Source organism: Thermohalobaculum sp., assembly GCF_058622915.1.
On sequence record NZ_JBZSYN010000206.1, the window covers coordinates 1 to 20759 of the forward strand.

Sequence of the window (20759 nt, forward strand, 5' to 3'; positions counted from 1 at the left end):
GGTCTGCCGCTCGGCGACTGAGCGCCGCCTTGCGCCGCATCCCGGGATGCGCGGCCAGGAAGTGCCTGAGCGCCGTCAGCAGCGCGGCCGCGTGCGCATGGTTGCCGTGAGCGAGCGCCGCGCGGATGTCGTCGCAGATCATCGCGCCGACCTCCAGCTCGCCGCGCTCCTGCTTGCTCATCAGCCAGGCCGCCAGCGCCGTCGCCGCCGCCTCGGGCAGGTGCTCGTGCTCGGCGATGGCGTCGACTTCCTCGCGGCTCAGGCCACTGAGCGCGATGCAGTCCTCGATGCTGATCACGCGGCGTCTCTCCCGCTGTCTGCCTGCGATGCGCGGGCAGTCTCGCGCGCGGCTGCGCCCCGCGCCTTGATCCGCGTCAAGACCGCCCCTGCCGGGGGCGCCGACTCTTATAGTCCGACTATAGGAGTTGCGGCCAAATTAACCATATTCCGGCCGGTTTTGCCGTCGATGCCGAAATTCTTCGAGTTTCCGGATTTCGCGTTGACCGTTGTTGACACGGCCGCGGCGCGACCCGTGTTTACCCGCGTATACGCGCCCGCGGCGCGGCCGGCGATTGTCTGGAAAGGCAAAATCGGGTAAAAAAAGCGCCGCAACCACCGGTGTGTGAGGGGTTTCGGGTACACTTCCTCGTCGCCTCGGCCCTCCGGGGGTGGCCGACCCCGGACGATCCGCGGGAGGTCTGCGCCGCGAATTGGGACCCGGCCTCGCCGGGCCGCAGGGAGAGGAGACGGCATCATGGCCACCGGCACGGTCAAGTGGTTCAACACCCAGAAAGGCTATGGCTTCATTGCTCCCGACGAGGGGGGCAAGGATGTCTTCGTGCACATCACGGCGGTGCGGGCCGCCGGCCTCGACGGGCTCAAGGACGACCAGCGCGTGTCCTTCGAGCTCGAGGCGGGTCGCGACGGGCGCACCTCGGCCAGCGACCTCAAGCTCATATGACCTCGCCGCGCCGCGGCTGCCGCCCGGGGAGGGTCCGACGGGCCCGCACGGCGCCTGCCGCACCACGCCGGTCTGCCGGTCCGGAGTCCGCAACGCCGGACCCCTGACCGGGCTTTTCAGTGCCCAGGTTGTTGCTTGCCGGCAACCGCGGCAGTCCGGCGAGACAGGTTTCTGACGTGAAAATGCTTGAATTTCAATGCTATACTTGGAGTATCCCGGACTCGTGAGGCGGGAAGGCGTTGCAAATCTGTGAAGTTTCAGGTTAAAACTTGAGAGTCCTTGCCTTGTCGCGCGCGCGGCCGGCAAGCGACTCTGAGCATTCCGGAGCGGCCACATCATGCAGTCGTTAAGTCCGAAGACGGTGTGGATCGAGAAGATCTTCGATACGTCCGAGCCCTATCTCTATGTTTTGGTATTGCCGGCTCTGTTGCTGTTTGCACTTGGCTTCCGCACCCAGGCGATCATCTTCGCCCTCGGCGCGGCTGCGTTCTTCACGGTACTCGGCTTCAAGTGAGTCGCGTTCGGGGCGAACCGGCGATCCAGCCGTAACCGCCGCCCTGGGCAGGAGGCCCGGCGGTCAGCCTGCTTCCCACCAGCGCGCCGGCCGCGCGCTGAACCCGGCGCGCTGTTCGAGCGCATAGGCCGCATCGAGGATGCCGGCCTCGTCCCAGGGCCGCCCGATCAGCTGCAACCCCAGCGGCAGCCCCGCCCCGCTCAGCCCCACCGGCACCGAGACCCCGGGCAGCCCGGCGAGGTTAACGGTGGTCGTGTACACGTCCTGCAGGTACATCTGCACCGGGTCCCCCTGCATCTCCCCCAACCCAAACGCCCCCGACGGCGTGGCCGGGGCAAGGATGGAATCGACCTGCTCGAAGGCCCGCTCGAAGTCGCGCCTGATCAGCGTGCGCACCTTCTGCGCCTGCAGGTAATAGGCGTCGTAGTAGCCGGCGCTCAGCACGTAGGCGCCGATCATCACGCGCCGCTTCACCTCGGCGCCGAAGCCCTCGGCGCGGGTCTTCTCGTACATCTCGAGGATACCGTCGCCCTGCTCCAGCCGCGCCCGGTAGCCATAGCGCACGCCGTCATAGCGGGCCAGGTTCGAGGACGCCTCGGCCGGCGCGATGATGTAGTAGGCGGGCAGCGCGTATTTCGTGTAGGGCAGCGAGATCTCGCGCAACTCGGCGCCGGCCTCGCGCAGCATCTCGGCGCCGCGATCCCACAGCGCCGCGATCTCCGCGCCCAGCCCCTCGCGGTACTCCGCCGGCACGCCGATGCGCTTGCCGCGCAGGTCGCCGGCCAGCGCCGCCTCGAAGTCGGGCACGGTGAGGTCGGCCGAGGTCGAATCCATCGGGTCGTGCCCCGCCATGGCGCGCAGCAGGATGGCCGCGTCGCGCACGCACCTGGCGATCGGCCCCGCCTGGTCCAGCGACGAGGCATAGGCGATGATGCCAAGCCGAGAGCAGCGGCCATAGGTGGGCTTGATCCCGACCGTGCCGGTGAAGGCCGCCGGCTGCCGGATCGAGCCGCCCGTATCCGTCGCCGTGGCGCCCAGGCACAGGCCCGCCGCCACCGCCGCCGCCGAGCCGCCCGACGAGCCGCCGGCGCTGATTGGCGCGTCATCCCCCTCGCGCCGCCAGGGCGAGACGCAAGGACCGAAAACCGAATGCTCGGTCGAGCTGCCCATGGCGAACTCGTCCATGTTGAGCTTGCCCAGCATCACCGCGCCCGCCTGCCACAGCCGCGCGGTGACCGTGCTCTCATAGGGCGGGCGGAACCCGCTCAGGATCTTCGAGGCCGCCTGGCTTTGCACGCCGGCCGTGCAGTAGACGTCCTTGATCCCCAGCGGGATGCCCAAAAGATCCGCGTCCTCGCCCGCGGCGCGGCGCCGGTCGGCATCATCGGCCATGGCCAGCGCCTGCTCGGCGGTGACGTGGACGAAGGCGTTGAGCGCCCCCGCGGCCTCGATCGCGGCGAGGCAGTCCTCGGTGATCTGGCGCGAGCTCACCTCGCCCGCGCGCAGCCTCTCGCGGGCCTCGGAGATGGTCAGGGCGGCGAGGCCGGCCATGCGGCTCACTCCACCACCCTGGGCACGACGAAGAAGCCCTCGCGCGCATCGGGCGCGTTGGCCAGGATGTCGTCGCGGCGGTCGCCGTCGGTCACCTCGTCGCCGCGGCGCTTGAGCGCCATCGGCGTCACCGAGGTCATCGGCTCGACGCCCGCGACATCGACCTCTCGAAGCTGTTCCACCCAGCCCAGGATCGCCCCCAGCTCGCCGGCCAGCGGCGCCAACTCCTCCTCGGTGACGGCGATGCGTGCGAGGCGGGCCACTTTTCGCACGGTTTCGGTGTCGATCGACATGGACTCCTCGCGGCGCGGCTTTACCCGGCGCCGACCTTTAGCGGCCGCGCGGGCAGCGGGCAAGGCCGGCGGCACGGTTCCGGGGGGCTTGCGGCGCAGAAGAATCGGACCATCCTTGCAGGCGGCGAACACAGCACACGGAGGATGCCCCATGAAGATCACCTGGCACGGACACGCCTCGTTCCGCATCGAGGTCGGCAACCAGGTGCTGCTGCTCGACCCGTGGTACGAGGGAAACCCGGTCTTCGACATGGCGAACCGGACCAAGGCGATCCGCGGCGCGACGCACATCCTGGTCACGCACGGCCACGGCGACCACGCAACCGATGCCCCGGGCATCTCGAAGGAGACCGGCGCCCCCGTGGTCGGCATCTACGACTGGGTCACCTGGGTGAGCAACCGCGACGGCCTCGAGGGCGCCATCGGCATGAACAAGGGCGGCACGGTCAGGCTCGGCGACGTCGACGTGACGATGCTGCACGCAACGCACTCCTCCTCGGTCGCGGGCGACGGCGGCAAGCCGATCTATGCCGGCCACGAGTCCGGCTTCATGATCGCGCATGGCGGCAAGACCCTCTATGTCGCGGGCGACACCGATGTGATGGCCGACATGGGCGTGTTCCAAGAGCTGCACAAGCCCGATTACGGCATCCTGCCTATCGGCGGCCACTTCACCATGGACGCGAAGCGCGCCGCCTTCGCGGCCAAGAAGTTCTTCGACTTCAAGGCCGTGATTCCCTGCCATTACAAGACGTTCCCGCTTCTCGCTCAGTCTGCGGATGAATTCCGCAAGCTGGTGGAGCCGGTGCGCGTCGAGGCGCCCGAGTTCATGGGCACGGTGGAACTGGCCTGAGCGCCGCTCAGGCCAGAGCCTCGAGGAAGGCGGTGAGCGCCGGGGCGCGGTGGTCGACCCATGCCGGCGCCGGCTCCGGGCTGCCGTGGCACAGCCACACGGTGGTCATGCCGATTGCCTTGGGCACCTCGAGATTGCGCGCGTCGTCCTCGATCATCGCGGCGCGCGCGGGATCGAGGCCGGCTTTCGCCACCATGCGCCGGTAGGCCTCGGCCTGCGGCTTCGGGATGTAGCCCTTTTCCTCGATGGCGTAGACGGCGTCGAATCGGTCCGCGAGCCCGCGCGCCGCGAGCACCCGCTCGGCATGGGCGCGCGAGCCGTTGGTGTGGATCAGCTTGCGGCCGGGCAGCCGGTCGAGGGCTGCCGCCAGCGCCGGGTCGGGCCGCAGTGCGGAAAGATCGATGGCATGCACCTCGGCAAGGAAGTGCCCCGGATCGGTGCCGTGATGCGCCATCAGCCCGCGCAGCGTCGTGCCGTGGCGGCGCCAGTAGTCGCGCCGCAGCCGGTCGGCCGCCTCGCGCGTGACGCCCAGCTCGCGCATGATGAAGCCGGTCATGCGCGCGTCGATCTGGTCGAACAGCCGCGCGGCGGGCTCGTAGAGCGTGTTGTCGAGATCGAAGATCCAGGTCTCGACCTGCGCCCATTCCGGGGTATGTGTAGCGTTCTCGCTCATCGCATGATGTCTAACGTGCGATCCGAGCCTCTAGCGCAGAATCCCCGCAGGCGGGAGAGAGAAATGGCCGAACTTCCCGAATGGGCCGGAGTCATGGGCCGCACCTGGCTGCGCAACCACGGCGCGCTCGAGCGACAGCTTGCGCCTGTCGGCGAGGTCGCGTTGCGGGCGCTGGCGCCCAAGCGCGGCGAGGCGATCCTCGACCTGGGCTGCGGCACCGGGCCGACCACCGCCGATATAGCCCGCGCGGTCGGACCCGAGGGCCAGGTCACCGGGGTCGACATCTCGCCCGATCTGCTGGCGGCGGCCCGGGCGCGGCCGGGTTGCGAACATGTGGAATTCATCGAGGGCGATGCCGCCGCGTGGCACTTCCCCGACGCGGCCTTCGACGCGCTTTTCTCGCGCTTCGGCTGCATGTTCTTCGCCGACCCTGTGGCCGGCTTCGCCAATCTGCGCCGGGCGGTGCGGGATGGGGGGCGCGCGCTGCTGGTCGTGTGGCGCGAGATCGGCATGAACCCCTGGGCGGGGCTGCCGGCGGCGGTCGGGGACGAGCTTCTCGGCCCGCCCGAGCCGGCACCGCCGGGCGCCGCCGGACCGTTCGCCTGGGCCGAGCCCGAGCACTTCCGGGCCATCCTCGAGGGCGCCGGCTTCCGCGACCTTGCCTGGGCCGAGGAGCGGGTCTCTCTGGCCATCGGCGAGCCTGGCGAGGCCGACCCGGTCAGCCGCGCCGCCGCGGTGCTGACCGGCATCGGCCCGCTCGCCCGGCGCCTGCGCGACCAACCCGACGCGCTGCGCGATGAGGCCGTGCGGCGACTCTCGCCGGCGCTCGCGCCGTTCGTGCGCGACGGCTGGGTGCGGATGCCCGGCACGCTTTGGGTGATTCGCGCGCGAGCCTGAGCGCTATTCCTCGGCCTCGAAGGTCAGGGCGACGCCGTTGATGCAATAGCGCAGCCCGGTCGGCGCCGGGCCGTCCTCGAACACATGGCCCAGATGGGCCTCGCAGCGCGGACAGTGCACCTCGGTGCGGCGCATGAACCACGAGCGGTCCTCGCGCGTCTCGACGGCCCCTTCGGCGACCGGCTGATAAAAGCTGGGCCAGCCGGTCCGCGAATCGAACTTGTGCGCCTGGTCGAACAGCTCGGCGCCGCAGCAAACGCAGCGGAAGCGGCCGGGGGCCTTCGGGAAATCGTCGTGCGTAAAGGGGGGCTCGGTGCCGTGGCGGCGGGTCACGCGATAGGCGTCGGGCGAGAGCATATCGCGCCACTCGGCATCCGTGCGGCTGACTTTCTCCTGCATGGGCTCCTCGCTGTGCGATCCGCGGGGCGGAGTCACGATACCGTAACCATCTTGCCAGAATATATGCGCCACGGGCTGCCCGGCGAGGTCCGGGCTGCCGAGGGAGGCGCGCATGACGCTCTTCCGGTCAGGCAGATACACGGCGCGGCTGGCGGCGGGCGCCCGCGACGTGCGCCGCTGCCAACAGCTGCGCTATCTCGCCTTCATCGAGAGCCGCGGGCTGGGATGCGACCCCGGCGGCCTCGACAGCGACGAATTCGACGCGCTGTGCCGGCACGTGATGGTCGAGGAGGCGCAGACCGGTGCCCTGGTGTGCTGCTTCCGCGTACTGCCGATCGACGACGACGCCGGGGTCGCGCTAAGCTACGCGGCGCGCTCCTACGACCTCGGCCGCCTGGCCCGCTATCCGGGCCGGATGGTCGAGATGGGCCGATTCTGCATGCATCCGGACCGGCGCGACCCCAACATCGTGCGCGCCGCCTGGGCGGCGATGATGCGGCTGGTCGACCAGACCGGCGTGGCGCTGATCTTCGGCTGCTCGTCCTTCCCCGGCATCGACGCCGAGGCCTATGCCGAGGCTTTCGCGCTGCTCGGCGAGAAGCACCTCGCCCCCAGGCGCTGGCGGCCCCGCGCCAAGGCGCCGAGCGTCTACCGCTTCGCCTCGCGGCCGCGCTTGCGCGACCCGGACATCAGGCGGGCGCACAGGCTGATGCCGCCGCTCCTGCGCTCCTATCTGCTCATGGGCGGCTGGGTCTCCGACCATGCGGTGATCGACAGCCAGCTCAACACGCTGCACGTCTTCACCGGGGTCGAAATCGCCCGCATGCCCACGGTCCGGGCGCGGCTGATGCGGCGCGTCGCGGCCTGACGGGGCGGCGCTTCAGTGCCCTACCGTCTCGGGCCCCTCGCCGCCCAAGCGGGTGGTGCATAGCCGATCACAAGGCCAACCGCCGCCCCCTCGGCGACGAACCAGTAGGGCGAGCTGAACCAGCCCCCCGCCCCGAACAGCGCCTCCGAGAAGGCGCGCAGGTGCTGGTACATCAACAGCGTCAGCACGAAGTTCATCCAGGCCCCGATCAGCGGCCCCCGCGCCCACCAGGGGAACGGCAGCTCCAGCGCCGGGTGCCGGTTGATGACGCCCGAGACCCCGATGAAGGCGCCGACAGTGACGTACCACAGCAGGATGCCCCAGCGCAGCGTCTCGGGCGCGTCGGGCAGCAGGTGGGGGATCATCAGAAACCCGGCCAGGCCGAACAACAGCCCGATGGTCTTGCCGACGGCGATGCAGGTCACGAGCGAGGGTTTGCCGAACATCGGGCGCCTCCCGGCCCTTCTTGCCATGACGGCGGATCGGCAGCGGCCGGCCCCAGCATGGCCACCCGCCATTCATCTCACGGCCAGGGCGATCTGGCGACGTGACCCTTTGCCGCCCATTTGACCTGCGGCCCCGACCCGGTATAGAGGGCGCGCGCAATTCGGCCTGCTCCAAGAGGCACATATGGCCCGCATCCTGGTCACCTCGGCCCTGCCCTACATCAACGGCGTCAAGCACCTGGGCAACCTGGTCGGCTCGATGCTGCCGGCCGACGCCTATGCCCGCTATTGCCGCGCCCGCGGCCACGAGGTGCTGCTGATCTGCGCCACCGACGAGCACGGCACCCCGGCCGAGCTGGCCGCGGCGAAGGAAGGCAAGCCGGTGGCCGCCTACTGCGCCGAGATGTGGGCGACGCAGAAGCGGCTGGGCGAGGGCTTCCGCCTTTCCTTCGACCATTTCGGCCGCTCGTCGTCTCAGCGCAACCACCGCCTGACCCAGCACATGGCGGGCCGCCTCCACGAGGCCGGCATGATCGAGGAGGTGACCGAGCAGCAGTTCTACTCGCCCGCCGACGGCCGCTTCCTGCCCGACCGCTACATCGAGGGCACCTGCCCCAATTGCGGCTACGAGCGCGCCCGCGGCGACCAGTGCGAGAACTGCACCAAGCAGCTCGATCCCACCGACCTGATCGACCCGCACTCGGCAATCTCGGGCTCGACCGAGCTCGAGTTGCGCGAGACCAAGCACCTGTTCCTGCGACTTTCGAAGATGCGCGAGCGGCTCTCGGCCTGGATCGAATCGAAGCACGACTGGCCGATCCTGACCACCTCGATCGCGAAGAAATGGCTCAACGAGGGCGAGGGCCTGCGCGACCGCTCGATCACCCGCGATCTCGACTGGGGCATCCCGGTCAAGCGCGGCACCGAGGACTGGCCGGGCATGGAAGGCAAAGTCTTCTACGTGTGGTTCGACGCGCCGATCGAATATATCGCCGCCACGGCCGAGTGGGCGGACGCCAATGGCCTCGACGACTCTGCCTGGCAGCGCTGGTGGCGTGACGACCTTGGTGCGGCCGACGTGCGCTACGTGCAGTTCATGGCCAAGGACAACGTGCCCTTCCACACGCTCTCCTTCCCGGCAACGCTGATGGGCACGAACCACGACGGCGCCGAGCCGTGGAAGCTGGTCGACTACATCAAGGCGTTCAACTGGCTGAACTACGAAAGCGGCAAGTTTTCCACCAGCCAGGGCCGCGGCGTGTTCATGGACCAGGCGCTGGAGATCCTGCCCTCGGACTACTGGCGCTGGTGGCTTCTGTCCAACGCGCCCGAGGGCTCGGACGCCGACTTCACCTGGCCCGCCTTCCAGGCTGGCGCGAACAAGGACCTCGCCGACGTGCTGGGCAACTTCGTCAGCCGCGTGACCAAGTTCTGCCGCTCAAAGTTCGGCGAGCAGGTGCCCGCGGGCGGCGCCTACGGCTTCGAGGAGGCGGCCGTGACGGCCGAGATCGCGCGCCGCCTCAAGGCCTACGAGGCGCAATGGGAGGCAATGGAGATCCGCAAGGCGGCGGCCGAGCTGCGCGCCATCTGGGTCGAGGGCAACGAATACCTGCAGCGCGCAGCGCCGTGGGCCGCCATCAAGGAGGACCCCGAGCGGGCCGCCGCGGTGATCCGCTATGCCGTCAACCTGATCCGGCTCTACGCCATCCTGTCGCGGCCCTTCCTGCCCGACAGCTCGGACCGGATGCTTCAGGCGCTGGGAATCCCCGGCGAGGCCGAGGCCTGGCCCGCCGACGTGGCTGCCGCGCTGGCCGCCCTGCCCGCCGGGCACGCCTTCACCGTGCCCGAGAACCTGTTCGCCAAGATCTCCGACGAGATGCGGGAGGCGATGTCGGCGCGGTTCGCAGGCACGAACCAGGCGGCCTGAGCCCCGTCTTGGCGCGGCGGGCCGGTCGCGCTAAATTCGGCGCATGTCGCACAATACGCTCGTCGCCGAGATTGAGAGCTGGCTCATGGACGCCGCGCTCGGCGACCCCGAGATCGTCGGTCTGTTCGAGGGCCTGTGCCGGCGTCTGCACGCGGTCGGCATCCCGGTGCAGCGCGCCGTCCTGAGCTGGCCGACGCTGCACCCGCTGTTCCGCGCCGAGCAGATCTTCTGGTGGCGCGGCAAGGGCGCGAAGCTCGAGCAGTACTACCACTCCAGCGCCGGCAGCGACGGCTGGCTGAAGAGCCCGTTCTACCACGCGCTCACGCGCGGCCTGCCGCGCATCCGCCGGCGGCTCACGGGCGAGAGCGCCTTGCTCGACTTCGACGTGTTGAACGAGTTCGCCGAGCAGGGCTACACCGACTACCTGCTGACCGCGGCCTATTTCACCATCGACAAGGCCATGACCTTCGAGGACGGCCCCACCGGCATCCTGTCGAGCTGGGCCACGACGCGCGAAAGCGGCTTCACCGACGACGACCTCGAGGCGCTGAGCCACATCCAGAAGGTGCTGACCATCGCCTGCCGCATGGCGATCCAGAAGCGCGTGACCGAGAACCTGGCCACGGCCTATCTCGGCCCCACCGCCGGCGCGCGCGTGCTCGAGGGCGACATCCGACGCGGCGATGGCGAGTTCATTTCGGCCGTGGTCTGGTTCTCGGACCTGCGCGGCTCGACGCGGCTCTCCGACACGATGAAGCCGGACGATTACCTCTCGCTCCTGAACTGCTATTTCGAATGCACCGCCGCGCCGGTGATCGCGCATGGCGGCGAGATCCTGAACTTCATCGGCGACGGCGTGCTCGGCATCTTCCCGATCGCCGACGGCGACGGGGCGGCCGCAGCGCGCCGGGCCACCGCCGCGGTTGCCGACGCGCTGCGGCTGTGCGAGGAGGAGCGCGCCAGGGGCACGCCCGCGGGAGCGACGATCAACTTCGGCATCGGGCTCGACATCGGCGAGCTGATGTTCGGCAATATCGGCGTGCCGAACCGGCTGGCCTTCTCGGGCATCGGCCGCGTGGTCAACACCGTGCAGCGGATCGAGACGACCACCAAGACGGTGGGACAGCCGGTGCTGGCGACCGCCGCGATCGCGGCCGCCATGCCCGACGCCTGGACGCCGGCGGGGCCGCACGCCTTCCCCGACCTTGACCGTGAGCTCGAGCTCTACGCCTACCGCCCGGCAGAGCCCGAAGCGCAGCAGGCGGCCGAGTAGATCAACTGCTCCGAAAGCAAACTCTTCGCCGCCCCGGCCTTGAGCCGGGGCCTCCTTTTCGCAGTTGAAGAGAGCAGTCCCCGGCTCAGCCGCAGGGCCAGGCGACGCCCACAAGCAGCACGCCGCGCCCGCGCCCTAACCGTCCAGCCGCTCCAGTGCCAGCGCGATCCCCTGCCCGCCGCCGATGCACATGGTCACCAGGCCGTACCGCGCGCCGGTGCGCTCAAGCTCGGCGAGGCACTTGATCGTGAGGATCGCGCCGGTGGCGCCGACCGGGTGGCCGAGCGCGATGGCGCCGCCATTGGGGTTGACCCGTGCCGGATCCAGGCCCAGCCCCCGGTTCACCGCCAGCGCCTGGGCCGCGAAGGCCTCGTTGGACTCGATCACCTCGAAGTCCTCGAGCGCCAGCCCGGTCCGCGCCAGCAGGCTGCGCACGGCCGGGATCGGCCCCAGCCCCATGACACGCGGCGGCACCCCGGCATGGGCGTAGCCGACGATGCGGGCACGCGGCCTGAGCCCGGCCTTCTCGGCCGCTTCCGCGTTAGCAAGCACTAACGCGGCTGCGCCGTCGTTAATCCCGCTGGCATTTCCGGCCGTCACCGTCCCCTCCTTCTGAAAGGCGGGGCGCAGCTTGGCCAGGTCCTCGGCGGTGGTGGCGGGCTTGGGATGCTCGTCGGTGTCGAACACGATCTCGCCCTTGCGCGTCTTGATCGTGACCGGCTCGATCTGGTCCCTGAAGCGGCCTTCCTCGATGGCGCGGCCGGCCCGGCGCTGGCTCTCCAGCGCAAAGGCATCCTGATCCTCGCGGCTGATCTGGTGCTCTGTGGCGACGTTCTCGGCGGTCACGCCCATGTGGCCCGTGCCGAACGGGCAGTTGAGCGCGCCGATCATCATGTCGGCAATCTTCGTGTCGCCCATCTTCTGCCCGAAGCGGGCCGTCTGCATGGCGTGCGGGCTGCGCGACATGGTTTCGCAGCCGCCGGCAAGCGCGAACTCGGCGTCGCCGAGCGCCACGGCCTGGGCGCCTGACACGATCGCCTGCGCGCCCGAGCCGCAAAGGCGATTGACGTTCATCGCCGGAGTGGTGTCGGGGATGCCCGCCTCGATCGCGGCAACGCGCGAGAGATACATGTCGCGCGGCTCGGTGCTGATCACGTTGCCGAACATCACGTGGCCGATCTGCCCGCCCTCGACTTTCGCGCGCCCGAGCGCCGCCTTCGCCACATGCGCGGCGAGCGTGGTGGCGGGCGTGCCGGCGAGCGCACCCCCGAAGGTACCGATAGCGGTGCGCGCACCGCCGAGAATGACGACATCGCGAGTCATGGATGGCGCTCCCTGGAACTGACGGATGACTTGCGCCGAGTGTTGGCCCATGCCGCGCCCGGGCGCAAGGGCAGGCCTCAGCGGGCCTTGCGCACCCAGACCTCTACCCGCCGGTTCAGCTGCCGCCCTTCCCGGGTCTCATTGCACCCCACGGGCGTGAGCTCGCCATAGCTCTGCACCTGGATCGATACATCCGCCAGCGCCCCGTCGGGCACCGCCGCCTTCAGCGCCGCCAGAACTGCCTCGGCGCGACGCTGCGCCAGGCCGCGATTGACCTCGAATGGCCCCACCGAATCGGCAAACCCGACAAGCAGCACATCCTTGCCGGCATAGTCTCCCGCCGCCAGGCTGTGGGCAAAGCGGGTCGCCTCGGACTGGGACCGGGTCTCGAGATTTGTCGAGCCACGCCTGAAGCGAAACGTCAGGCTGAGCCGCCTGGCATCCTTCAGCTCGCCCAGCATCTCGCGAAACAGCGGCAGCGAGAACTCCTCGGGACTGGTCAAGCTGTGCACCAGTCGCGCCCCCTGCACGTTGATGCCCTGGCTTTCGATACTGCGGTCGACGTAGCCGGCATCGGCGATGATCGGCTGGGCCGTGTCGGAAAGCGCGTAGGCCAGGAGTGCCCGAGCTTGGCTAGGAATCTTCTGGCTCACCGTGTAGGCATAGAGCCGGCGCGAGAGCGGGTACTCTTCAGCCTTGATGGAAAACGGCGTCGGGCGCGAAACGATGCCGCATTGCTCGCGGATCGCCAGCACTTTCGCGGCGCGGGCGAAGGCAAAGCCGGTGACACCGATGCCGCCCGGGTCGATCGAGACTAGGTCGGAAAGCTGGGCATTGCCATCGACCCGCTCGGCGTTCGAGCTGAGAGCGAGGCCGCGCGGCTGCATCACCATCGTCTGGAAGCTGTCGAGCGTGCCCGACCCCTTAGAAGGGAGGTAGAGTTTCACGGCAACGTCCGGGCCGCCCAGTTGCGCCCAGCTCTTGATCCGGCCGGCAAACAATGCGGCGATCTGGTCAAGACTGAGTGCCTGCACCGGGTTCTTCGGATGCACGACCAGGATCAGGCCATCCAGTGCCAGGATATGTTCGTTCGCGGTGTCGGCGAGCCCTTTCAGCCCGGCCTCCGAGCCCGCCATGCGCCGCGACGCAAGGCCGATCACGGCCTTTCCGGCAGCCATCGCCGCAAACGCCGAGGCAGTCCCGTGCGCGCTGAGGTCGACCGTAACGATCTCCCGGTCCTTCGCATCGAGAAGGTGCATCACCTCCTCGTCCGGTGCGCTGCCCACCTCGCGCACCACATGTGCGCCGAGCGTGTCGGCATAGCCCTCGACCAGCGCAGGCATCAGCGAATGGCCGATCAGATTCGAGCCGGCAATGCCGAAATGCTCGCCATACGCCATCTTGACCGGGCACCCCGCCCCCTCGCAGCTCACCTGTGCCGCCTGCAGGGTAATTGTGCCTACGCCGGTACGCACCTTGTAGGTGGTACCGTCATAGTTCAGCAGCTCGCCGGTGACCTGGGTCGCACCGTCGTTTGACCGCAGCGTCACGGTCGGCTGGGCGCGCGCGGTACCAAACGCCATCATCAGCGCCATGCCGGCGGCGACAAGCCCGGTCAGCTTCACTCGCATTCTCGTACCCCGCTTCCCCGGCCCTTCGCCCCGGCCACCGTGTCGCTACCTGTGCCTCACGATCAGGTCATCGACGGCATTCTCGATATAATGGTCCCGCGCGCTGGCCAACGCCGTGCAATCGAGCGGCGCAATCCGACCGAGACGGGACCGCACGAGCTTTCCCGCCATCGAGCGGAGCACGACATAGTCCTCCTCCCGTCCCCTGCCCGCCTTGCAGGCAGCCGTACCGGCCCCGCCCGTATGGTTGGGATCGAGCGCCAGCCGGACTACCCCGGACGGCCCGTCGTGGCGGCGCCAGAAGCTGTAGACCTCGATGAGCTGGCCCTTGTCCCCAACCGGCTTGTAGGTCGTCAGCCAGCCGCCACCGTTTCGGCGTACCGCTTCGAAGCTGCGCGGATCGGCCGGGCTGACGTGACCCTGGCTGTCCGGACCGGCGCCGAACTCGAACGCGTTTAGCGCTAGGCCGGTCGCGGACTTCCAGGCAACGGCGACGCGGTCGATTCGTCCGATATCCTTGAAGGACAGGTCAAAGCTCTCGGATTGGCGCTTCGCCAGCTTCAGCGTCGCCTTGCTCGACGCCGTGAAGCCCGGGACGGCGAGGCTCCCCGAACCGCGGGCGTCGAGCGCGATTGCGAAGCGCAGCCCGTCATAGGAAAGCTCGGCCACGGTTCCCGGCTGGCAAGGCGAGTCGATGGCCACCTCCGTTTGCGCGCCGTGCCGGACATCGAGAGTCACCGTGGGAGGCGTCTTGCAAGTCGGCAGAAGCGGTGGCTTGCCGGCAGTGGCGCCTGAACCGGCCGCAGCTCCCGGTACGTCAGAGCCGGGGGACGCGCTCGCAATGCTTTCCTTCGCGCCCTCCACAGATCCGGCCCGCGCCGGGGTCGTCGCCGGGGTCGTCGCCGTCGCCGACGAACCGGCTCGGTCTCCCAGCGCGGCGGACGAAGCCGCGCGGTCTGGCGCCGGCGTGGCCGCGTCCTGCGGCGAACGGACCGAGGCCATCTGCTCGCCCGGGCCCGTGACCGGCGCTGCCGGCACAGCCGACCCGGGCGCGCCACCGGCAGCCCCGGCAGCGCTTGGCGCGAAGGGCGCGCCGGAGGCGACCTCGCCCGACCCGGCGGCCGATGTCGCGGCTGCCCCAGGCCGGGTTCTGGGTGCCGGCGGCCTCGCCGGCTCGGCGGGCGCCGCCACGGTGATGCGAACCTCCGCCGTCTGGTCCGTACCGCGCAGGCCATAGCGCAATCTCTGCTGCCCGATACAGCCCAGGGTACCCATGTACTTGATGTGTCTCTCACTGGCGACCGCTTGGCCGCATGTCGGCGGAACGGCTATGGTCAGATCCTGCGGATCCCGGACTCCGGTGTCGTTGGCGAGCACGTCGATCGAGGCAGGCACGGTGGCGCGAACCTTGGCCGTGTCAGGCTTGAGCACGACGGACTGACCGGCCGTGCCGAACAGGCGCTTCACAAAGTCGACCCGCTGGAGCAGCGTGCCCATGGCGACCATGATCACCACGAAGGTGAGCATGCCCATCATGCGGTCGTCTTTCAGCACGCTACGGTCTCCCCAATCCCCGGGGGGCGAATCATTGCGGAGATTTTCTCAATGAAACCCAATTCTTGCCTTTTTGTATGAAAGTTCTGGTTGAAGCAACCCCGGAAATGCACCCGCCAACGCTTGACCCGCGAGTGTGTCACTTTAACCTTTCGGGCGCAGGTTTTGGAGATCACCCATGAAATTCGGAATTGGCCAGCCGGTGCGCCGGCGAGAGGACATTCGGCTGCTTGCCGGCACGGGACGGTTTGTCGACGATATCACGCTGCTCGGGCAGGCGCATGCGGCCTTGCTGCGCAGCCCGGTGGCGCATGGGAGGATCGACCGGCTGGACGCCGACGCCGCGCGCAAGATGCCCGGCGTGCTGGCGGTCTGGACCCATGCCGAGATCGTGGGCCGGCTCGCGCCGCTTGGCAATGACTTCCCGATCACGCCCGAGCCGGCACCGGTGACGATGCCTCACCTCGCCGCCGGGCGCGTCCGCTTCGTCGGCCAGCCGGTCGCCTTCGTGGTGGCCGAGAGTCGGGCAGCGGCACAGGACGCAGTCGAGGCCATCGAGCTGGAGATATCGGATCTCGAGGCCGTGACAGACCCCGAGGCGGCCGTCGAGGCGGGTGCGCCGACCTTGCACGAGGAGGCACCCGGCAACGTCGCCTATCGCTGGGAGTGCGGCGATGACGACATTACCGAGAGGCGATTTTCGGAAGCTGCGCGAGTGATTTCGACGCCGTTCGTGAACCAGCGGCTCGTGGTCGCCTCGATGGAGCCCCGGGCCATCAACATCCGCTACGACGCCGCGTCGGAGCGCTGGGAAGGCTGGGTCGGCTGCCAGGGGGCGCACAGCATGCGGGCGCTGATCGCCCGCGCGCTGGGCGTTGCCAAGGGGCGCGTGCGGATCCATGTGCCCGATGTCGGCGGGGCCTTCGGCATGAAGCTGATGAACCACCCGGAATACGGCCTTTGCGCGCTGGCGGCGCAGGCGCTCGGGCGGCCGGTGAAGTGGGTGGGCGACCGCTCGGAGAGCTTCCTCTCCGACGCCCAGGCCCGTGACCTGCGCGGCGTCATCGAAGGCGCCTTCGACGCCGACGGGCGCTGCCGCGCCATGCGGATGCGCACCCTGTCGGGCCTCGGGGCGTACTATTCGACCTATGGTGCGGCGATCCACACGATGTTCTCGGCCGTGATCCTCGGGGGCATGTACGCGATCGAGGCCATGCATGCCGAGGTGCGCGGCGTGTTCACCAACACCACGCCCGTCGATGCCTATCGCGGCGCCGGGCGCCCCGAGACGATCTATGCCACCGAGCGCCTGATGGAAGAGGCTGCGCGTGTCCTCGGCGTGGACCGCGCCGAGCTGCGCCGGCGCAACCTGGTGACGCCCGACAGGCTGCCCCACCACACGCCCGGCGGGCTGACCTTCGACAGCCTCGACCCGCAGCGCGTCATGGACCTGGCGCTGGAGCGGGCCGACTATGCCGGCTTCGACGCCCGGGCCGAGGCCGCACGCGCCGAATGCCGCCACCGCGGCATCGGCGTCGCCTACTACATGGAGCGCACCGGCGGCCCGCCGGTCGAGCTCACGCGCCTGCGCGTCACCCCGGACGGGCGGCTGGCGCTGTGGATCGGCACCCAGGCGACCGGCCAGGGCCACGAGACCGCCTGGGCGCAGCTGGCGCACGAGCGGCTGGGCATCGACTTCGACCGCATCGAGGTGATGCGGGGCGACTCGGATGCGCTGCCGGTCGGTGGCGGCACGGGCGGCTCGCGCTCGCTGGTCATGGCCAGCCGGGTGATCCTTAACGCGGCCGATGACGTGATCGCAAAGGGCCGGGCGCTGGCGGCCGAGCGGCTCGAGGCGGCCGAGGCCGACATCGAGTTTGCGCCCGAGCGCGGCGGCAGCTTCCGCATCGCCGGGACCGACCGGGCCGCGACTCTGGCCGAGCTGGCCGAGGGCCCCGGCGAGATCACCGGCGACGGGCGGGTGGACGACAGCCAGGCCACCTTCCCCAACGGCTGCCACGTCGCCGAGGTCGAGATCGACCCCGCGACGGGCCGGCTTCGCATCCTGCGCTACACCATCGCCGACGACTTCGGACGCCTGATCAACCCCGAGCTGGTCGCAGGCCAGGTGCATGGCGGCGTCGTGCAGGGTATCGGCCAGGTAACTGGCGAGGGGATGGCGTGGGATCCCGACACCGGCCAGCCGCTGACCGCCAGCTTCATGGACTACCGCATGCCGCGGGCGCGCGACCTGCCGATGTTCGACCTGAGCTTTGTCGAGGTGCCGTCCAAGACCAACCCGCTCGGCGTCAAGGGCTGCGGTGAATCGGGGGCCGTGGCCGCCATCCCGGCGACCGCGCTGGCGGTGCTCGATGCGCTGCGCCGCGCCGGCGCCGGGCCGATCGAGACGCCCTTCACGCCCGCGCGGCTGTGGCAGGCGCTGCGGCAGGCCGGCTAGGGCCCCGGCAGGCTTTGCCCGCCGCGGAGAACGCCGTGCCGGCGCCTCGCGTGAAGCGGCCGGATCCCCTGCCGGATCGCCGCAAAATCCGCCGTCCAAATTTTGACGCAACACAAGTCGTTGATTTATTTATATAATCTCGAATGCGCCTTTTCGGACAAGCCGGACGCCACGCCGCCTCCGGATAAGCCGCTCAGGCCAGCCGGCCGTGGCAGTGCTTGAACTTCTTGCCCGAGCCGCAGGGACAGGGCGCGTTGCGCCCGACCTTGCCCCAGGTGTCGGGGTTGGCGGGATCCATCTCGGCCGCCGCCGCGCCACCTGCCGCGGCCAGCGCCACGGCCGGCTGGGCCCGCCGCTGGGCGGCCTCCGCCTCGGCCTGCTGCCGCGCCGCCGCCTCGGCCTGGGCCTGCATCCGCGCCTGCGCCTCGGCGATCATGCGCTGGCGCTCCTCAAGCTCCTCCGGCGTCATCGGCCTCAGCCCGCCGAGCTGGCGGGTGACATCGATACGAAGCTGCGAGAGCAGGCTCTCGAACAGAGAAAACGCCTCGGACTTGAACTCGTTCAGCGGGTCGCGCTGGGCATAGCCGCGGAAGCCGATCACCGAGCGCAGGTGATCGAGTCGCACCAGATGCTCGCGCCAGTGCTGGTCGAGCACCTGCAGCAGCAGGCTTTTCTCGATCCGGCGCATGGTCTCGGCGCCGTTCTGCTCGTCGATCGTGGCTTCCTTCTCGGCATAGGCCTTGTCGGTTGCCTCATAGAGCCGCTCGCGGATGTGCTCCTCGTCGACGCCCTCCTCGTCGGCCCAGGCCCGCACCGGCAACTCGGCGCCGAGCATATCCCCCACGGCCGCCTCGAGCTCCTCGGTCTCCCACTGGTCCGAATAGGCGCGCTTGGGCACGTAGCGGGTGACCAGCTCGTCGATCACCGAGTGGCGCATGTCGTGGATGGTCTCGGAGATGTCATCGGCCGCCATGATCTCGCGGCGCTGCTCGAAGATCGCCTTGCGCTGCTCGTTCATGACGTCGTCGTATTTGAGCAGGTTCTTGCGGATGTCGAAGTTGCGCGCCTCGACCTTGCCCTGCGCCCGCTCGATCGCCTTGTTGACCCAGGGATGGACGATGGCCTCGCCTTCCTCGATGCCGAAACGCTGCAACATGCCGTCGATGCGGTCCGAGCCGAAGATCCGCATCAGGTCGTCCTGCAGCGACAGGTAGAAGGTCGAGCGCCCCGGGTCGCCCTGCCGGCCCGAGCGGCCGCGCAGCTGGTTGTCGATGCGCCGGCTCTCGTGGCGCTCGGTGCCGATCACCCACAGGCCGCCGGCCTCGAGCACCGCCTTCTTCGCCTCGGCCAGCTCGGACTCGATGCGGGTGCGGATCTCGGCGATCTTGTCGCCGTCGTCGATGTCCTTGGTCTCGGCCAGCACGCGCATCTCGACATTGCCGCCCAGCTGGATGTCGGTGCCGCGCCCGGCCATGTTGGTGGCGATCGTCACCGCGCCGGGCGCGCCCGCGTCGGCGATGATCTCGGCTTCCTGCTCGTGGTAGCGCGCGTTCAGCACGTTGTGCGGGATCTTCAGCTTCGTCAGGCGCTCGGCCAGCACCTCGGACTTCTCGATCGAGGTCGTGCCCACCAGGATCGGCTGGCCGCGCTGGCGGCCGTCGCGGATCGACTCGATGATGGCGTTGTACTTCTCCTCGACGGTGCGGAAGATCTGGTCGTGGTCGTCGGCGCGAACCACCGGCATGTTGGTGGGCACCTCGAGCACGTCGAGATTGTAGATCTCCATGAACTCCTCGGCCTCGGTCAGGGCCGTGCCGGTCATGCCGGCGAGCTTCTCGTAGAGGCGGAAGTAGTTCTGGAATGTGATCGAGGCCAGCGTCACGTTCTCGGGCTGGATCTTCGCGTGCTCCTTGGCCTCCAGCGCCTGGTGCAGCCCCTCGGAATAGCGCCGGCCTTCCATCATGCGGCCGGTGAACTCGTCGATGATGACGACCTGGTCGTCCTTGACGATATAGTCCTTGTCGCGCTGGAACAGCTTGTGCGCGCGGAGCGCCTGGTTGACGTGGTGGACCTGTGTGATCGAGGCCGGATCGTAGAGGGTGGCGCCCTCGGGCAGCAGCCCGCGCTCGAGCAGCTTCTGCTCGACGACCTCGTTGCCCTCCTCGGTCAGCGTGACGGTGCGCTGCTTCTCGTCCAGCTCGTAATAGGCCGGGTCGGTCAGCTCTTTGACCACCGCATCCATCTTGACGTACATGTCGGACTCGTCCTCGGTCGGGCCCGAGATGATCAAAGGCGTGCGCGCCTCGTCGATCAGGATCGAGTCCACCTCGTCCACGATCGCAAACTGGTGGCCGCGCTGGACCATGCCCTCCAGCCGGTACTTCATGTTGTCGCGCAGATAGTCGAAGCCGAACTCGTTGTTGGTGCCGTAGGTGATGTCGCAGGCATAGGCCTCGCGGCGCTCGGGATCCTCCATGCCGGGGACGATCACGCCGGTCGTCATGCCCAGGAAGTTGTAGACCTTGCCCATCCAATCGGCATCGCGCCGGGCCAGGTAGTCGTTGACGGTGACGATGTGCACGCCCCGGCCCGTCAGCGCATTGAGATAGACCGGCAGCGTGGCCACCAGCGTCTTGCCCTCACCGGTCTTCATCTCGGCGATCTTGCCCTGATGCAGCACCAGCGCGCCGACGATCTGCACGTCGAAGGGGCGCAGGCCGAGCGCGCGGCGCGCCGCCTCGCGCACGGTGGCGAAGGCCTCGGGCATCAGGTCGTCGAGCGTCTCGCCGTTGGCCAGCCGCTCGCGAAAGGCGGGCGTCTTGGCGCGGAGATCGGCGTCCGAGAGCGCCTTCATCTCGGGCTCGAACGCCTTCACCGCCTCGACCAGGCGGGCGGTGGCCCGGATCTTGCGGTCATTGGCGGATCCGAAGACCTTCCGGGCCAGGTTGTCGAGTCCCAGCATTCGACGACGTCCTCCTGGCACGGCCACGCGGCCGCGCGATGTATTGGGCCGCGCCGGACTTGCGGGAGGACCGGGCCTCACGCGAGTGTCACCGGCGCGGCGCGGAAATCTGCGCTTGGGCGCTTGAGGCCCCGGGCGCTTTCGGCGTAAACGTGGCGGGCCATCCGGCGACAAGA

General features: G+C 69.2%; 18 protein-coding genes. 8 read left to right on the plus strand and 10 right to left on the minus strand.

The features are described from left to right. The coding region (locus tag AC32QD_RS16020; protein ID WP_492011510.1) for a hypothetical protein at window positions 1–298 on the minus strand (298 nt) is incomplete at its 3' end. A gap of 456 nt (window positions 299–754) precedes the next feature. Here AC32QD_RS16020 and AC32QD_RS16025 point away from each other — a divergent pair. Next, on the plus strand, window positions 755–961 hold the full coding sequence (locus AC32QD_RS16025; RefSeq protein ID WP_492011511.1) for a cold-shock protein: 207 nt from the start codon (window positions 755–757) through the stop codon (window positions 959–961). Window positions 962–1298: 337 nt separating this feature from the next. Continuing rightward, window positions 1299–1475, plus strand: coding sequence for a hypothetical protein (locus AC32QD_RS16030; protein WP_492011512.1), 177 nt, complete (start codon window positions 1299–1301; stop codon window positions 1473–1475). A gap of 63 nt (window positions 1476–1538) precedes the next feature. Here the strand turns inward: AC32QD_RS16030 and gatA are convergent, their stop codons facing one another. After that, complete coding sequence (gene gatA / locus AC32QD_RS16035) at window positions 1539–3026, minus strand: Asp-tRNA(Asn)/Glu-tRNA(Gln) amidotransferase subunit GatA (RefSeq protein WP_492011513.1); 1488 nt, start codon at window positions 3024–3026, stop codon at window positions 1539–1541. 5 nt (window positions 3027–3031) lie between these two features. Further along, entirely contained in the window at window positions 3032–3319 is a 288-nt protein-coding gene (gene gatC, locus AC32QD_RS16040) for an Asp-tRNA(Asn)/Glu-tRNA(Gln) amidotransferase subunit GatC (RefSeq protein WP_492011514.1), read from the minus strand. Between the two features lie 151 nt (window positions 3320–3470). Here gatC and AC32QD_RS16045 point away from each other — a divergent pair, with 151 nt between their 5' ends. Next, on the plus strand, window positions 3471–4172 hold the full coding sequence (locus AC32QD_RS16045) for a metal-dependent hydrolase (RefSeq protein WP_492011515.1): 702 nt from the start codon (window positions 3471–3473) through the stop codon (window positions 4170–4172). A 7-nt stretch (window positions 4173–4179) separates the two neighbouring features. Here AC32QD_RS16045 and AC32QD_RS16050 read toward each other — a convergent pair whose 3' ends face one another. Then, a complete protein-coding gene (locus AC32QD_RS16050) occupies window positions 4180–4845 on the minus strand; it encodes a pyrimidine 5'-nucleotidase (protein WP_492011516.1) in 666 nt (221 codons plus the stop codon). Between the two features lie 63 nt (window positions 4846–4908). On the opposite strand from AC32QD_RS16050, the gene AC32QD_RS16055 reads away from it, so the two are divergent. Then, entirely contained in the window at window positions 4909–5742 is an 834-nt protein-coding gene (locus tag AC32QD_RS16055) for a class I SAM-dependent methyltransferase (RefSeq protein ID WP_492011517.1), read from the plus strand. Between the two features lie 3 nt (window positions 5743–5745). Here the strand turns inward: AC32QD_RS16055 and msrB are convergent, their stop codons facing one another. Next, complete coding sequence (gene msrB, locus AC32QD_RS16060) at window positions 5746–6141, minus strand: peptide-methionine (R)-S-oxide reductase MsrB (protein WP_492011518.1); 396 nt, start codon at window positions 6139–6141, stop codon at window positions 5746–5748. 112 nt (window positions 6142–6253) lie between these two features. Between msrB and AC32QD_RS16065 the strand changes: the two genes are divergently transcribed. Then, on the plus strand, window positions 6254–7009 hold the full coding sequence (locus AC32QD_RS16065; RefSeq protein WP_492011519.1) for a GNAT family N-acetyltransferase: 756 nt from the start codon (window positions 6254–6256) through the stop codon (window positions 7007–7009). 20 nt (window positions 7010–7029) lie between these two features. On the opposite strand, the gene AC32QD_RS16070 is transcribed toward AC32QD_RS16065, so the two are convergent. Beyond that, the gene (locus tag AC32QD_RS16070; RefSeq protein WP_492011520.1) at window positions 7030–7455 is read right to left on the minus strand and encodes a hypothetical protein; all 426 of its coding nucleotides are present in this window, start codon (window positions 7453–7455) and stop codon (window positions 7030–7032) included. Window positions 7456–7639: 184 nt separating this feature from the next. Between AC32QD_RS16070 and metG the strand changes: the two genes are divergently transcribed. Then, window positions 7640–9382: a methionine--tRNA ligase gene (gene metG, locus AC32QD_RS16075; RefSeq protein ID WP_492011521.1), complete on the plus strand. Its 1743-nt coding sequence runs from the start codon at window positions 7640–7642 to the stop codon at window positions 9380–9382. A gap of 43 nt (window positions 9383–9425) precedes the next feature. Then, the gene (locus tag AC32QD_RS16080) at window positions 9426–10655 is read left to right on the plus strand and encodes an adenylate/guanylate cyclase domain-containing protein (protein ID WP_492011522.1); all 1230 of its coding nucleotides are present in this window, start codon (window positions 9426–9428) and stop codon (window positions 10653–10655) included. A 135-nt stretch (window positions 10656–10790) separates the two neighbouring features. Here AC32QD_RS16080 and AC32QD_RS16085 read toward each other — a convergent pair whose 3' ends face one another. From AC32QD_RS16085 to AC32QD_RS16095, 3 genes are all read right to left on the minus strand, one after another. Continuing rightward, complete coding sequence (locus tag AC32QD_RS16085; RefSeq protein WP_492011523.1) at window positions 10791–11978, minus strand: acetyl-CoA C-acyltransferase family protein; 1188 nt, start codon at window positions 11976–11978, stop codon at window positions 10791–10793. Window positions 11979–12055: 77 nt separating this feature from the next. Next, the gene (locus AC32QD_RS16090; RefSeq protein ID WP_492011524.1) at window positions 12056–13603 is read right to left on the minus strand and encodes a phosphate ABC transporter substrate-binding/OmpA family protein; all 1548 of its coding nucleotides are present in this window, start codon (window positions 13601–13603) and stop codon (window positions 12056–12058) included. 51 nt (window positions 13604–13654) lie between these two features. Further along, complete coding sequence (locus AC32QD_RS16095) at window positions 13655–15163, minus strand: hypothetical protein (RefSeq protein WP_492011525.1); 1509 nt, start codon at window positions 15161–15163, stop codon at window positions 13655–13657. 178 nt (window positions 15164–15341) lie between these two features. Here AC32QD_RS16095 and AC32QD_RS16100 point away from each other — a divergent pair, with 178 nt between their 5' ends. Next, window positions 15342–17621 carry a xanthine dehydrogenase family protein molybdopterin-binding subunit gene (locus tag AC32QD_RS16100; protein WP_492011526.1) on the plus strand — a complete coding sequence of 760 codons (2280 nt, stop codon included), beginning with the start codon at window positions 15342–15344 and terminating at the stop codon, window positions 17619–17621. A gap of 193 nt (window positions 17622–17814) precedes the next feature. On the opposite strand, the gene secA is transcribed toward AC32QD_RS16100, so the two are convergent. After that, window positions 17815–20583 carry a preprotein translocase subunit SecA gene (gene secA, locus AC32QD_RS16105; RefSeq protein ID WP_492011527.1) on the minus strand — a complete coding sequence of 923 codons (2769 nt, stop codon included), beginning with the start codon at window positions 20581–20583 and terminating at the stop codon, window positions 17815–17817. Between the last annotated feature and the right edge of the window lie 176 nt (window positions 20584–20759).